Raw genomic sequence first — 16,215 nt, forward strand, 5'->3', positions numbered from 1 at the left:
CTGAAGCCTTGCCCAGCCCCTTTTTTCTCACAGGAACCGACGATGACCGTCTACTTCATTGGCGCTGGTCCCGGCGACCCGGAACTGATCACCGTCAAAGGCCAACGGCTGATTCGCAGCTGCCCGGTCATCATCTATGCCGGCTCCCTGGTGCCCGCCGCCGTGCTCGAAGGCCATCAGGCCGGACAGGTGGTCAACAGCGCCGAATTGCATCTGGAACAAATCATCGAGCTGATCAAGACCGCGCATGCCAACGGCCAGGATGTGGCGCGAGTGCATTCCGGCGATCCGAGCCTGTACGGCGCGATTGGCGAGCAGATTCGTTACCTGCGCGAACTCGACATCCCGTTTGAAATCATTCCAGGCGTGACCGCGACGGCGGCCTGCGCGGCGTTGCTCGGTGCGGAACTGACGCTGCCGGACGTGTCACAGAGCGTGATTCTGACCCGCTACGCCGACAAGACCGCCATGCCACCTGGCGAAGAACTGGGCAGCCTGGCGCAACACGGCGCGACGATGGCGATTCATTTGGGGGTCAACCATCTGGAGAAGATTCTCGTTGAGTTGCTGCCGCATTACGGCGCGGACTGCCCGATCGCGGTGATTCACCGGGCGACCTGGCCGGATCAGGATTGGGTGGTGGGAACACTTGAGGATATTGCCGGGAAGGTAGCGGCGAAGGGGTTTCGGCGTACGGCGTTGATTCTGGTGGGTCGGGTGTTGGGCAGCGATCATTTTAGTGAGTCGTCGCTGTACCGTGCGGGGCATGCGCATTTGTATCGTCCATAGGGCCCCTTCGCTGGCAAGCCAGCTCCTACAACCGCATTCCAATAAAAAACGGCGCTCACGGGGCGCCGTTTTTTATGTTTGCAGCGAACACCTTACTCAGTAGTAGGCGTTTTCTTTCTGCGTGTGGTCGGTCACGTCGCGAACGCCCTTGAGCTCGGGAATGCGCTCGAGCAAGGTGCGCTCGATGCCTTCACGCAAGGTCACGTCTGCCTGGCCGCAGCCCTGGCAACCGCCGCCGAACTTCAGCACGGCGATGCCGTCCTCGACCACATCGATCAGGCTGACCTGACCGCCGTGGCTCGCGAGCCCCGGGTTGATCTCGGTTTGCAGGTAGTAGTTGATGCGCTCGTTCACCGGGCTGTCGGCGTTGACCATCGGGACTTTGGCGTTTGGCGCCTTGATGGTCAGCTGGCCGCCCATGCGGTCGGTGGCATAGTCGACTACCGCATCGTCCAGGAACGCTTCGCTGAACGAGTCGATGTAAGCAGTGAAGCTTTTCAGCCCCAGCGCCGTGTCTTCAGGTTTTTCTTCGCCCGGCTTGCAATAAGCAATGCAGGTTTCGGCGTACTGGGTGCCAGGCTGGGTGATAAAGACGCGGATGCCGATGCCTGGGGTGTTCTGCTTGGAGAGCAGATCAGCCAGATAATCGTGGGCGGCGTCGGTGATGGTAATAGCGGTCATGGAAACTCCTCGCAGGCTTGGGCGCAGTTTACGCCAATCATCGCGCCGGACAAAGTCCTAGTATTTTTGTCGGGAAAGAGCCGGAGCCATCTCGACCGGCGGTTCACCGTCGATCCAGGCTTTAAGCCACCGATAGCTGCATTTTTCCACCCATTCGTAGCTTGCCCATGAACCCAGGCCAATCGTCGCTGCGCAGACAATGAACATCACGTAGGGATTTATGCCATAGCGCTGTGCGACAAAACCGCCGGCAGACAGCACCAACACGTGCATCAGGTACACCGAGTAGGAACAATCACCGAGCAGCTTGAACAACCGTTTGTTCTCGAAAAAGCGTTCCAGAGACATGCACGCCATGACCAGCACCGCGCTCGGCACGCCCCAGGTCAAAAAACGTGGTTGCGGCGCCAAGTGATAAATCGCCATCAATGCGCCAGCAATGCCCAGCAAGGGCAGGCACAATCCGGGTTTGATCCAGCCACGGCGGTAGATCATGCCGATGGCGATCCCCAGCAAGAACTCATAAACGATGCCCGAGCGGTAGAACTCGCTGACCCAGCCATAACCGGTCCACGCCTGGCACACCGCAAACAGGAGCGCGGCAACGACCAGCAAACGGACCTGCAAGCGAAACAGCAGCGCCCAGGCAAACAGCAGGTAGAACAGCATTTCGTAGTTAAGGGTCCAGCCAACGTTAAGCGTCGGATAAATCCCGTAACCACCCGGGTTTTCAGTAGGAATGAACAACAGCGACAGCAGGAAATGCGACCAGTCGACCGTCTGGTCCGGCAACAAGGGCTTGGCGAAAACCACCAGCAGCGCCATCAGCACCGTATACAGCCAATACGCCGGGACGATGCGGAAGAGTCGATACAGCAGAAAGCGCCCCGGCGGCAGCGACTTGCCCTCGGTAGACAGGAAAATCACCAGGCCACTGATGACAAAAAATACGTCGACGCCCACCGCGCCCTTGTCGATGAACATCTGCCCCACCGGCCCACGGGCCTGGAAGTCGAAGAAAATCTGCATGAAATGGTGGCAGACCACTGCCCAGGCGGCGATGGCGCGCAGTGCCTGCACTGAAATCAACATCGACAAGCCCTCCCGATCCCGAATCGCCAAACCACCGAAATCCCGAAATCTCCGAAATCTCGGAAATTACCCAAATCACCGAAATCCTGTAGGAGCGAAGCTTGCTCGCGAAGGTGTGTCAGCTACGGAGGTGTCGACTGACACACCTTCGCGGGCAAGCCTCGCTCCTACAGGGGATTGGTGGTGCCTGATAGATCCGACACCGGCCAGCAGACAAAAGTCGATCAAAGATTCTCGTAGCGGTTCATGTCCAGTACGCCCTCTTCCACCGGGTCGGTCTCGTGCACGTACCGGCTCAGGTCATGGAAGTAGAACCAGAATTGCGGATGGCTACGCCGAATCCCCCACCGTTCGACGATTTTCTCGAAGCGGTTGGCGTCCTTGGCGTTTTCCATCGCGTCGACGAACTCGGGCACCTGCTCGGCTGGAATGTTGAACATGAAGTTCGGATAGCTGCTGAGTACACCGGGGAAAATGGTCAGCGTGTCGAGCCCCGGTTGATAGCGCAGCGACTCACCGAGCAGGAACGCCACGTTGCTGTGTGCGCGGTTGCGCAGCAGGCTGTAAACCTCACGCTTGCCGCTGGTGGTCTCGATGCGCAGCATCGTTGCTTCCGGCAACTGATCGATGACCTTAAGCCCCGCCGCAGGCCGCGACGTCAGGCGACTCAAGGCCTGCTCGGCACTCTGCAATTGCAGGTCGATGTTCGGTCGTGAGCAATAAGCGCCGTCACAGCGATTGATCGGATCGGGCTTGGCATCGAGGTCGCCGTAGCGGGCCAGCAACTGCTGGGCGAAATCACGCTTGGGGTCTTTTTCGTCCAGTACGAGCGCCGTCTCCTTGTCGTTATCAATGGCCTCATAATCCAGCCACATCTTGATCTTGCCGCTGTTCTGATACCAATCGTCGAGGTAAGCGTCCCGCGAATCCGCCGGCATCAGGCGCAGGAAGTTCTGCTCGGCGCCGTTACGGATCAGATCGAAATACAGCCGCGTCTGCGCCTGATGGGAGACGTTGCCGAACACGTCGAAGTTGACCGCCAACTGATAGTAGGTGCGTTCCAGCAGCGGGAAGTCGAACAGCCACATCGTTTGCGGCACGTCACCGATCAGGCCTTTGTTCACCGAAGCGCTGTCGAAGTGGCGGAAGATGGTCAGCAAGGCATTATCGTTGCCAGCCCACAAGGTCGACCAGCTCGGTGCCGGCGCTTCGGCGTAACTGTCCCGGCGCAGTGCCTCGTATTCATTCCGTTTGTCGCGGTAGTCGTGCCACAGGCTCAGGACGCTGCCGACGTCGTCGTTCTGCCCGGGCATCGCCAGCAACGGCGTGGCCTGGCCCCGGTAGTTCGGGTCAATGATGTAGAGGTCGTGTTCCGGCGCCTGGAACAGCGCCCAGAAATTATCGCGAATAACATCCGTGGCAATCTGACCGCGACAGACCGGGCCGCGAATGAAGGTGCGCACGAAGTATTCGGCGTTATCGAGCATGAACTGGTAGCGCGCCTGGGCCGGGATTGCCTCGAAGGTGGTGAACGGATTGGCCCGGCGCTCCGGCCCGTAACCCGGCAAGGCGTTGACCTGCCAGTTGCCGTTATAGAAGAGGGTTTTGACCCGCGCCATCTTCGCCGCGCTCAGCGGATAGGTGATGTGAGTCTTTTGCACGATCACCCCTTGCACCGGCCACAGTCGGTAATACACCTGGGTGCCGGGGTCGTCATTCGGACGCCGGGTGTTGATCAGATCGATGGGCTGGCCGGTCGGCGTACGCGAACGCACCCACTGGAAGAAGTGCCCCGGTTCGCCGTCCTTGAAGTAGATATGGGCGAGGAACCAGTGCTCGAACAACCAGCGCCCGACCAGGCTTTGCCGCGCGCCCGGCGCGTTGAGCAGATTTTCCCATTGCACCACCTGCAAGGCTTCCTTCGCGCTCGGGACCAACCCTTGCTCATCGATCGGCGCACCGGAGGCCAGCCAGCGCTGCAACGTCTGGTATTGCTGATCGGTCAGGCCGGTGACCGCCAACGGCATGCCTTCTTTCGGATGAGCGCTGGCATAACCCTCGACCTCTGCCGGCATGGCGCAACTGTTTTCCCGGTTCAGGCCCAGGACAATGTCTTCCGGCAGCTTGGCGTTGGGCTGCAACGGCGTGGTGTGTCCCAGCTCCAGCATCCGCGCCATCAGTGCGGCCTGACTGCCCTGGGCGTCGAGTACCGAATAGAAGCCTTTTTGCTGCCAGGCGCGCTTGCCGAAGGCGTCATAAAACAGCCGGGTCGGTGCAGCGGCCTGACTGCGTTCGCCGTCATAAACCGGAATCTTGGTCGCACCGCGCGCGGCCCCTTCGCCACTGCCCAGATTGAGCTGACAAGCGGCGTCGTAGCAGGCATGGCAGGCCACGCACTTTTCGGTGAAGATCGGTTGGATATCGCGGCTGTAGGAAATAGCGGCGGAAATGGCCGGTTCCTGCGCGGCGGCGCCCCAGCTTAAAAACAGCAAAACAATGCTGATGACGCGAAAAGACATGTCCCTGGTCCCAATCATGAAAAAACGCCGCGATTCTAACGCTCGGACACCCGTACCAACATGAGCGATATTCATGCAAAAACCGGACATGCTCTAAAAGCGCGCAGGTTTGCTATTATCCCGCCCCTTCGTCATGGCCTTACCGAGTAGTCCAAATGTCCGATCGCAGCGTTCGCCTTCAAGCTCTCAAGCACGCCCTCAAAGAGCGCATCCTGATTCTCGATGGCGGCATGGGCACGATGATCCAGAGCTACAAGCTCGAAGAGCAGGATTACCGTGGCAAACGCTTCGCTGACTGGCCGAGCGATGTCAAAGGCAACAATGACCTGTTGATACTGACGCGCCCGGACGTGATTGGCGGCATCGAGAAAGCCTATCTGGACGCCGGCGCCGACATTCTGGAAACCAATACCTTCAACGCCACCCGGATTTCCATGGCCGATTACGGCATGGAAGAACTGGCCTACGAACTGAACGTAGAAGGCGCTCGCCTGGCGCGCAAGATCGCCGACGCAAAAACCCTCGAGAACCCGGACAAGCCGCGCTTCGTCGCTGGCGTGCTCGGCCCGACCAGCCGTACCTGCTCGCTGTCGCCAGACGTGAACAACCCTGGCTATCGCAACGTGACCTTTGATGAACTGGTGGAGAACTACACCGAGGCCACCAAAGGCTTGATCGAAGGCGGCGCCGACCTGATCCTGATCGAAACCATTTTCGACACCCTGAACGCCAAAGCCGCGATCTTCGCCGTGCAAGGGGTTTTCGAAGAACTGTGCGTCGAGCTGCCGATCATGATCTCCGGCACCATCACCGATGCCTCCGGCCGTACCCTGTCGGGCCAGACCACCGAAGCGTTCTGGAACTCCGTGGCCCACGCCAAGCCGATCTCGGTCGGCCTGAACTGCGCCCTCGGCGCCAGCGAATTGCGTCCGTACCTCGAAGAGCTGTCGAACAAGGCCGGCACCCACGTTTCCGCGCACCCGAACGCCGGCCTGCCAAACGAATTCGGCGAGTACGACGAACTGCCGGCGGAAACCGCCAAGGTCATCGAAGAATTTGCTCAAAGCGGCTTCCTCAACATTGTCGGCGGTTGCTGCGGCACCACGCCGGGCCACATCGAAGCCATCGCCAAAGCCGTGGCCGGTTACGCGCCGCGCCAGATTCCAGAGATTCCAAAGGCTTGCCGCCTGTCGGGCCTGGAACCGTTCACCATCGATCGCAACTCGTTGTTCATCAACGTCGGCGAGCGCACCAACATCACCGGTTCTGCCAAATTCGCCCGGCTGATCCGTGAGGACAACTACACCGAAGCCCTGGAAGTCGCCCTGCAACAGGTCGAAGCCGGCGCGCAGGTGATCGACATCAACATGGACGAAGGGATGCTCGATTCGAAGAAGGCCATGGTGACCTTCCTCAATCTGATTGCCGGTGAACCGGACATCTCCCGCGTCCCGATCATGATTGACTCCTCCAAATGGGAAGTGATCGAAGCCGGCCTGAAATGCATCCAGGGCAAGGGCATCGTCAACTCGATCAGCATGAAAGAAGGCGTCGAGCAGTTCATTCATCACGCCAAACTGTGCAAGCGCTACGGCGCTGCCGTGGTGGTGATGGCGTTCGATGAGGCCGGTCAGGCCGACACCGAAAAGCGCAAGAAAGAAATCTGCAAACGCTCCTACGACATTCTGGTCAACGAAGTCGGCTTCCCGCCGGAAGACATCATCTTCGACCCGAACATCTTCGCCATCGCCACCGGTATCGAAGAACACAACAACTACGCTGTGGACTTCATCAACGCCTGTGCCTACATCCGTGACGAACTGCCGTACGCCCTGACGTCGGGCGGCGTGTCCAACGTGTCGTTCTCGTTCCGGGGCAACAACCCGGTGCGTGAAGCAATTCACTCGGTGTTCCTGCTGTATGCGATCCGCAACGGCCTGACCATGGGCATCGTCAACGCCGGTCAGCTGGAGATCTACGACCAGATCCCGGCCGAACTGCGCGACGCCGTCGAAGACGTGGTGCTCAACCGCACCCCGAACGGCACCGACGCCCTCCTCGCCATTGCCGACAAGTACAAGGGCGATGGCAGCGTCAAGGAAGCCGAGACCGAAGAGTGGCGCAACTGGGATGTCAACAAGCGGCTGGAACATGCGCTGGTCAAAGGCATCACCACGCACATCGTGGAAGACACCGAAGAATCGCGTCAGTCGTTTGCCCGGCCGATCGAGGTCATCGAAGGCCCGTTGATGTCAGGCATGAACATCGTTGGCGACCTGTTCGGTGCCGGCAAAATGTTCCTGCCGCAGGTGGTCAAATCTGCCCGTGTGATGAAGCAGGCCGTGGCCCACTTGATCCCGTTCATCGAACTGGAAAAAGGCGACAAGCCGGAGGCCAAGGGCAAGATCCTCATGGCCACGGTCAAGGGCGACGTGCACGACATCGGCAAGAATATCGTGGGCGTAGTGCTGGGCTGTAACGGCTACGACATCGTCGACCTCGGCGTGATGGTGCCGGCAGAGAAAATCCTGCAAGTGGCCAAGGAGCAGAAGTGCGACATCATCGGCCTGTCCGGTCTGATCACGCCTTCGCTGGATGAAATGGTTCACGTCGCTCGCGAGATGCAGCGTCAGGACTTTCACCTGCCGCTGATGATCGGTGGCGCGACCACCTCCAAGGCGCACACGGCGGTGAAGATCGAGCCGAAGTACAGCAACGACGCGGTGATCTACGTCACCGACGCCTCCCGCGCCGTCGGCGTGGCGACGCAGTTGCTGTCCAAGGAGTTGAAGCCGGCGTTCGTCGAGAAAACCCGCCTGGAATACATCGACGTCCGCGAGCGCACGGCGAATCGCAGCGCCCGCACCGAGCGCCTGAGCTACCCGGCGGCGATCGCCAAGAAGCCGCAGTTCGACTGGAGCACCTACGAGCCGGTCAAACCGACGTTCACCGGCGCCAAGGTGCTGGACAATATCGACCTGAAGGTTCTGGCCGAGTACATCGACTGGACGCCGTTCTTTATCTCCTGGGACCTGGCCGGCAAGTACCCGCGCATCCTCACCGACGAAGTGGTCGGTGAAGCTGCCACCGCGCTGTTTGCCGATGCCCAGGAAATGCTCGCCAAGTTGATCGACGAGAAACTCATCAGCGCCCGTGCGGTGTTCGGTTTCTGGCCGGCCAACCAGGTGCGTGACGACGATATCGAAGTCTATGGCGATGACGGCAAGCCATTGGCCAAGCTGCATCACCTGCGCCAGCAGATCATCAAGACCGACGGCAAACCGAACTTCTCCCTGGCCGATTTTGTGGCACCGAAGGACAGCGAAGTGACCGACTACGTGGGTGGTTTCATCACCACCGCCGGCATCGGCGCGGAAGAAGTGGCGAAGGCGTACCAGGATGCCGGCGACGATTACAACTCGATCATGGTCAAGGCCCTGGCCGACCGCCTGGCCGAGGCCTGCGCCGAGTGGCTGCACCAGCAGGTGCGTAAAGAGCACTGGGGTTACGCCAAGGATGAAACCCTGGACAACGAGGCGCTGATCAAAGAGCAATACACCGGCATCCGCCCTGCCCCGGGCTACCCGGCGTGCCCGGATCACACCGAGAAATCGACGTTGTTTGCCTTGCTCGATCCGCAAGCCAGCGAAATGAAAGCGGGCCGCAGCGGCGTGTTCCTCACCGAGCACTACGCGATGTTCCCGGCGGCAGCGGTCAGCGGCTGGTACTTCGCGCACCCGCAGGCGCAATATTTCGCCGTGGGCAAGATCGACAAGGACCAGGTGCAGAGCTATACGTCGCGCAAAGGCCAGGAGTTGAGCGTGACCGAGCGTTGGTTGGCGCCGAACCTCGGGTACGACAACTAAGCCCCTAGTGGATTTCCTATAGGAGCATGGCTTGCCTGCGATGGCGTGCTTGAAATCGCCTTCGCGGGCAAGCCTCGCTCCTACAGTCGTTCCGGTCGTTCACCCAATTTTGTACCCAGCCCACGTCCCTGTGGGAGCGGGCTTGCCCGCGAAGACGGCATCACATTCAACCTCGCTGGCGACAGACACGTCGCCGTCCTGTAGGAGCGAGGCTTGCCCGCGAAGGCGTACTTGAGATCGCCTTCGCGGGCAAGCCTCGCTCCTACAGTCGTTCCGGTCGTTCACCCAATTTTGTACCCAGCCCACGTCCCTGTGGGAGCGGGCTTGCCCGCGAAGACGGCATCACATTCAACATCGCTGGCGACAGACAGATCGCCGTCCTGTAGGAGCGAGGCTTGCCTACGATGGCGTACTTGAGATCGCCTTCGCGGGCAAGCCTCGCTCCTACAGTCGTTCCGGTCGCTCACCCGATTTTGTACCGAGCCCACGTCCCTGTGGGAGCGGGCTTGCCCGCGAAGGCGGCATCACAGTCAACATCGCTGGCAACAGACAGATCGCCGTCCTGTAGGAGCGAGGCTTGCCCGCGAAGGCGTACTTGAGATCGCCTTCGCGGGCAAGCCTCGCTCCTACAGTCGTTCCTGTCATTTGCCCAATTTTGTACCCAGCCCTCGTCCCTGTGGGAGCGTCAGATGCTTGGGTTATTCGGGGCGTCGACCTCTTTGCGTGACAGTTCGATCATCTTGCTGTTGCGCGCCGCCGCCAGGTCAAAAAGCTTGATCATCAACGTTGCGTCGTCGGTATCGGCAGTCTCCTCGGATGTCTCCGCCTCATCGAGTGTGCGGAATTCTTCCGGGTATTTTTCCTTGAGGTACTCAACCCAGTAATCACGCTGGATCAAGTCTTCAAAGAAGCTGTCGGACTGTTCCGCGTTGCTCACTTCGATCCGGGCTTCTGCCAGTTGCCGAGGCGTTACGCCCGAGGCATAGGTCATGTGTTTCGGTTGCCCAGGCAGTTCCAGTCCGTCGCTCCAGCCCTCCGTCAGGCCGATGCGATAACCGAGGCGCACTTCCGCTTCATCCCGACCGTTGCGCGCAGCGGCTTTCGTTGCCAGATCGTCGACCTTGTCCAGGCGGAAAAGCTGCCGAGACAGTTTCAACAGCGCCTCACCCCTTTCGGCCAGACGCCCTGCGGGTATTTCGAGCAAGGCGTTGTGGGTGAAGACTTTGCTTTCCAGCCCGCTGAAGGTGAGGATTCGACCGTCAACGCAGGTGCCATGCGTGTTGGCGCTGGCGAACAGAATTTCCCTGAGTTCGCTATTGCTGGCAGCGGCATCCATCACCGTCCACACCCGACGCGTCAGGTCGGCATTTGCCACCCGGAACTCCTGCGTATCCTGCAATCGCGAGAGCAAATGAAAGAACGCCGCGTTGTCCGGCTCGGCCGCCAGTTGCCTCCAGGTCTGCGTTTTGCCAGCCAGCTCCTCGGGAGCCGCGTTGGCTAACCAAGGTGCACTTTGCTGGAAATCGGGCGGCACCTCGGGCAGGGTTTCATCGGATTCGACGCTTTCACTTTCACCGTCACCCTCGCCGCTGGCATCGGCAAGCATTTCGTCAAGATCAGTGCGCGACAGTCCCATCACCGTTTCACGTGCCCCGGCCTCGCGGTAATCCCTGAGCTGCTCAAGACTCTCAAGCTCCAGACTGTAGTTTTCGCTCAGGTCTGTACCGGCAACCAGCGTCTCGTGGCTGCCATCCAGAATCTCGGAAGGCATTGCGGTGAGGTAGTTACCGCTCAGGTTCAGTGTGCCGAGATGATTGGCGTCCAGCACGCCTTGCGGCCAATCGGTCAAATTATTGTTGCGCAGGTCGAGCGTCTCCAGTCGCACAAACACCTCGACATCAAATTCGTCGAGCCCGTTGTAGCCCAGATCCAGCCATTTCAGGTGCGCCAGTCGGTTCAACGAGGCGTACAGGTGCTCGGTATCATTCAATCGATTGGCGGAGAGTTCCAGCCGTTCGAGGCTGACCATGGACTGGATGTGCTCCGGCAGCGCTCGCAGCTCATTGCCGTTGAGCTTCAATGATTTCACGTGGGTGAAGGCCTTGAGAAAACCCTCGGAGCCTTGCGCGGTGAGCCTTACCCCGGTCAGGTCCAGCGTGTCCACGTGAGCGAACACTGCCGGCAATTCGGGGAGATCGCCCAGTTGCAGACCGTTGAGGTTCAACACCTCGCCCATCGCACCTGCCGCGCCCGTCAAACGTTCGCGCCAGCAATCGAGGATTCGCATCGCACCCAGTCGGCGACTCTCCGACGACACTGCCCAACCTGCGCCGTGAGTTTCTCGGGTATACAGCCAACCATTCAATCGGCGCGTCAGGTCTTCAAAAGTCTGATCCCATTCCCCGAGCTGCTCGATGATTTGAACCTCGGTTGCACCCCGGTTGCGCATCTGCTCGACGGCTTGCAGCGCCTCATCATCGGCAAGTGCCGGATTCAGTCGTTGCAGGCGTGTGGCAAAATGCGCGTTGCCCTCGCCCACCGGCACTGGCGGCAACGGCAGCAATTGCCGGGCGATGGAAAGGCCCCTTCCTGTCGGCGGGAAGGCCGCCGCCCCCTCCTCCAGATCGACCCTTTCCAGCGTGCCCGCCGGCAGGACTTTGGCAATTTCGATGCGCTGCCGGGCCGTTTCCAGCGCCTCCATGGCTTGAGCGGTCAACGGTATACCGGTCAGCTGGCTCTTGAGCAGCACGTCATCCACAAGGTCGGCCGGTAGCTCGGATATCTGGCTGCCACGCACATCCAGCCAGGCCAGATGCGGCAGATCTTGCGTCCCCGTTGGCCATTCATGCAGATTGGTGCCCCGCACATTCAACACTTTCAGGCGAGTCATCCGGCTGATGTCCAGCGTGTTCAGCGGGTTGTCGCTCAAGTCCAGGGATTCAACCGCACCCAAGCCATCGAGTGCTTGCTGCACCCCGGGATCGACGACGAGCCGGTTGCCGGAGAGATCGAGACGGGTCAACTTCGCCAGATCGCCCGGTGCAATCGGGACTTCGGTCAAACCATTAGCGCTCAGGTCTAGGGTGTGCAGTTCGCTAAACCCTCGAACAAAACCACGGAACTGTTCGGCCGGCGCTTGCACCCCTCTCAAGTACAGGGTTTGTACATGATCGAAGGCACCGGCAGGCAGTTGCGGAAACTCAGTGAATTGCACTTTCGGCAGATCAAGCGCGGAGGCATCGACCGTCGCGCCGTAGCGTTTGAGTACACCGTTACGCCAACACGTCCTGATAAAAGCCGCCGCCCAGGACCGTCCCATCACTTCCTTCAAATCCATCTTCTGTTGCATCGCACGACCGGCCCAGTCGGTCAGCTGCCAGTCCAGCACTTGGAACTGCTCGCTCAAGGCCTCGACAGCGTCGAACCTCGCCTGCGCACCCTGCCATTGCTCGATAAAATGGTTGAACAGGCCCAAGGAAGGCTCATCCATGCCATCAGCCAGACGTTTCAGCTCACTTTTGCAGTAGTCCCTGACCATCTCTTCCCGGTCGATAAGGTGTTGCGGGTGATTCTTGACGTACTCATAGGCCGGTTTGAATTTTTCACGGCTGAATTTCGACCAGTCCAGCGACAATCCGGACCACAACCGTTCATGCCCCTCGAACAGGCCGTCCGGTAACGTACTGATCCCGGTGCTTTTCAGATCCAGGCGTTGAAGGTGCGGTAGTTCAAGCACACCGGTGGGCCATTGATCCAGCGAGGGTGCAAGGACCTTGAGTGCGCGCAAGTTGCGCATGCCGCTGACATCCAGTGCCAGCGGTGCATAACCCGAGGAAAACACACTGAGTTCTTCAAGTGTGGTCAACACACTCAGCCTCGATGGCATGTCCACGGCGTAGGGCACTGCCGAAGACAGGCTCAAGCCGGTGAGGTCCGGCATTGAGCTCAACGCCGCAGGAACGTTACTGAACTCATCGCTGGTTGAATTGATCCGCAGGCTTTTCAGCTTGGGAAACGCGCCCAGCAGCGCATCGATGCTGGCGTCCGTGACACACCGCCCCCAGAGCAGCAAATCATTCACGTGTGAAAAATCCGCCGACAGAGGCGGAATCGGGTCGTCACACACCACTTCAAGTGACCGAAGAGGCGCCTGTTCCTCGGCCAGCGGTGCATTGCGCCAGGCTTGCTTGATGTTTCGCGCCGAGGCCGCCTTGCCCCCCAACATGGACTGCAAGGTCGTCTCCGAAACCGAGTCGCCCACCCATTGATCGAGCGTGGACTCAAGCTGCTGCCACTCACGCAGGCGCATCTGCAAATGGCTGAACATCTGCGCGTCGGTCTTTCCCTCTCGCAGTTGCTTGAGGATGAAACCGTTGGCCTGCTGATCGGTGAGCTGCGGATAGACATCCCGTACGCGACTCACCAACGACGGATTGACCCCTTGGCCGCGTCCGCTGGCGTAGTAGCCCACGGTGCGCTCTGTCACCCGTACGGGCGGTTTGAATGTCGTGTTCCTGCCCGAGCGTTCCTCCAGTCGTTGCGCCAATTCGGCTCGATGCTTGATGGCCGAGTCGACAATGGCCCGCTGTAAATCAGCGCCTTGGCTGACGTGGGGAACACCCAGCGCCTGGCGCACCTCATCAGGCAAGGCGTGCATGATCGAGGCGAAAAAGTTGTCGCCCATCGAGGGCACGCTATTGAGTGCCTCGCCATGTTCATCAAACGCCTGGTAGGCTGGCCCCTTTTTGACCACATACTTGCGACTCGCGGCGGTCTCGCGGCCGATGCCATCGATCAGCGGGCCGTTGGTGTGGCCGTCGCGAATCTCCAGGCGCACCTCGCCGGACCAGCCCGGCAGTTTTTCCAGTGCGTGCAAGGCAAGCCATTGGCTGTCAGCCGAAACCATGCGCCCAAGGTGCAGACCGGCAAAGGCCTGACCCACGCGCCCCTGCTGCGCGTACCAGCGGGCTTCTTCCAGCAGGTTCAACGGGACTCGACGCGTTGTTTTCAGGCGGGTGAGTTCCTCGGTACTGGCATCCAGCAGAATCCGTTGCGCAGCAGATTCGCCCAGGCCCGGACACGCTCGCTGCAGCAGGGTGATGAATGGATCACGGGCTTCAACCTCGCCGACATCAAGCGCAAACAGCCGCAAGGCGTCAGCCAACTCGGGGGGCGGCGGCAGATGATCCAGGTGCATTTTGCGCAAGGCATTGTCATCGACACCCACGGCGTCCGCGACCTTGAGCAGTTGCTCGTCGCTCAACGCCTCGGTCACCCGCCCCATGCGCCGCAGCAGCGTCAAGCGGTCCCACTGCAGCGGGCGCTCAAGCGTATGTCGCCAGGCGCCATGCCCGTTGTGTTCGAGGATCGGCTGATAGGCATGAGCGTCGGTCGGATGCTTGATGCGCCATTTTTTCAGCGGCTCATCGTAGGTGACTTCATAGACCTTGCCGCTCTGCCGGAGGTACGTTTTGCGGTTTACCCGGTGCAGTCCCCAGGCGTCGGGAACGGCATTTCGACCCAGCGCAAGATCACTTTCATACGCCCCCAGGTCCGGTTTCCACAAACGGCTTTTCCCATCAGCTCGCGTGACCTGATCGAGCCTCTCGATCACCGGCTCGGGTTTCACCGCTGCCAGTTTGCCCAGCACTTTGCCCCCGCCAGCCATCACGCCGATCAGCGCCAGGTTCTGCGCGACGTCGACCAGATGCGCCTTGGCGGCTTGACGATCGCCCTCACTCCACTCGATGGCCCCCTCGAAGGACTCGTACAGCAATTGCCCGGCCATCACCGTAATCATGATCTCGCCCAGCACCGGCACGAACATCGACACCATGTTCAACCCCAGCATGCCGATTTCCAGCAGGTGATTGAGCTTTTCCGCGCGCACTTTCGCATCGACGTCCGCTGTGGGAACCGCATGGGTGCGCGCGTCGGCGATGACCTTGGTGCGGTTCTGTTCGTAGAGATAAGTCCAGAGATCGCTGTTGGCGGACCAGATGCCATCAGCTCCTTTGCGAGTGATAGCGAACGGATTGAGATAAGGGTCCTCGACCGGCTCGCGCTTGGCCTGGGGCTCGGGCGGGAGCTCTTTGATACGGGCGATGGTCGAAATCGGTGGCACCAGCTGGGCGACTTTTACCCAGATGGATCGCCATGGATCAGAAGGTGAGTCCGCTGAGGGTCGGGTGAACTGACTGAAGTAATACGGACGGTCGGCGTAGGCCACGAACTGGCTGAAAAAACGCTGATGAGCTGTCGCGCGCCCCTGATTGGACGGCGATGCATCACCGGCGGTGAACTGGCGTTTGAACTCATCACGCCACTGCGAAGGGGTGTAGCGCTTGAGCGGGTGCTCCGGGTCATGGGGTATGTAAACGATGAAGTCATCGGTATAGCGGTATTGTTCGCAGATGCTGAACACGACGCAGCCGGTCATTCTTCGCTTCATCAAACTCAGGTCGCGAAACCACACCGGCCTGTTACCCAGAACGGGGTGGATTTCACCGCCGACCACCGACAGGATCATGGTGTAGTCTTCGGGCTCGATATCTTTTTTTAACAGGGCCAGTTCGGCAGCGGCGCTCAACGCTGTTTTCTGACTGGTCATGAATTGCTGGCGAAGCGTCGCCTCCCTCTGCGCATCCGCAGGCTGGAAAAAGCCCTTCACGTAGGTTTGATACTGGGCGCCGATATCCAGCGTGCGACAGAGTGACAAGAACTGCCTGACCGTCATCGCGACGGTGGCGACTTCGAACGTGCCGGGGGTCGAGGTTTCTACAACGAACCCGGATTTTTCATGAAAGGCGCCCTCCTCACACTCGGACGCTTGGAAGTTATGCAGCGCAGCCTGCAACAACGAGAGTTTCAGCACTTCGAACGAGGTGATTTCGATTTCAAAGACGCCCACTTCCAGCGGTCGCCTCAGGCACAGCAGGGTTTTGTTGACGTCCAGGTCGATCCCGAACTGATCCTTCAGGGCTTTGCCGAGTAACGGGGCGGCGAATGTGTCGATGTCCTGGAGCGCTGACATCGTCTTGTCCAGCGCTGTCTGGGCGGTAAAACTGGCGTTGAACCTGTTGCTCAATGCCTGCCGTTGCTCGATGGACGCGTCTTGATACCAGGCCGGCAGGTGCGCCCGGGAATCTTTTATCGCCGCACGTCTGGCCGGCGTGGCGTCAATCAGCCAGTTGGGGCTGACCTGTTCAAGGAAGTCGCTATGGACGCTGGTTTTTTCTCGGTGAATGCGGGGCATGGTGTCGCTCCTG

6 protein-coding genes are annotated in these 16,215 nt (G+C 59.9%); 2 read left to right on the forward strand and 4 right to left on the reverse strand.

Annotated features, from left to right (window positions below):
• The first annotated feature begins 42 nt into the window (after window positions 1-42).
• A complete protein-coding gene (gene cobM, locus AEQ67_RS22080; RefSeq protein WP_059405943.1) occupies window positions 43-789 on the forward strand; it encodes a precorrin-4 C(11)-methyltransferase in 747 nt (248 codons plus the stop codon).
• A 96-nt stretch (window positions 790-885) separates the two neighbouring features.
• Here the strand turns inward: cobM and nfuA are convergent, their stop codons facing one another.
• The 3 genes from nfuA to AEQ67_RS22095 form a co-directional block, all read right to left on the reverse strand.
• Window positions 886-1,470, reverse strand: a complete 585-nt coding sequence (nfuA, locus tag AEQ67_RS22085) for a Fe-S biogenesis protein NfuA (protein WP_007898222.1) — start codon at window positions 1,468-1,470, stop codon at window positions 886-888.
• A gap of 57 nt (window positions 1,471-1,527) precedes the next feature.
• The gene (locus tag AEQ67_RS22090; RefSeq protein ID WP_059405944.1) at window positions 1,528-2,562 is read right to left on the reverse strand and encodes an acyltransferase family protein; all 1,035 of its coding nucleotides are present in this window, start codon (window positions 2,560-2,562) and stop codon (window positions 1,528-1,530) included.
• Window positions 2,563-2,786: 224 nt separating this feature from the next.
• Window positions 2,787-5,081, reverse strand: coding sequence for a fatty acid cis/trans isomerase (locus AEQ67_RS22095; RefSeq protein ID WP_059405945.1), 2,295 nt, complete (start codon window positions 5,079-5,081; stop codon window positions 2,787-2,789).
• Between the two features lie 155 nt (window positions 5,082-5,236).
• Between AEQ67_RS22095 and metH the strand changes: the two genes are divergently transcribed.
• Complete coding sequence (gene metH / locus AEQ67_RS22100; protein ID WP_059405946.1) at window positions 5,237-8,947, forward strand: methionine synthase; 3,711 nt, start codon at window positions 5,237-5,239, stop codon at window positions 8,945-8,947.
• Between the two features lie 685 nt (window positions 8,948-9,632).
• Here metH and AEQ67_RS22105 read toward each other — a convergent pair.
• The gene (locus tag AEQ67_RS22105) at window positions 9,633-16,202 is read right to left on the reverse strand and encodes an NEL-type E3 ubiquitin ligase domain-containing protein (RefSeq protein ID WP_082377936.1); all 6,570 of its coding nucleotides are present in this window, start codon (window positions 16,200-16,202) and stop codon (window positions 9,633-9,635) included.
• Window positions 16,203-16,215 lie beyond the last annotated feature (13 nt).

This window comes from Pseudomonas sp. RIT-PI-q (genome assembly GCF_001297125.1).
Classification (GTDB): Bacteria; Pseudomonadota; Gammaproteobacteria; order Pseudomonadales; family Pseudomonadaceae; genus Aquipseudomonas.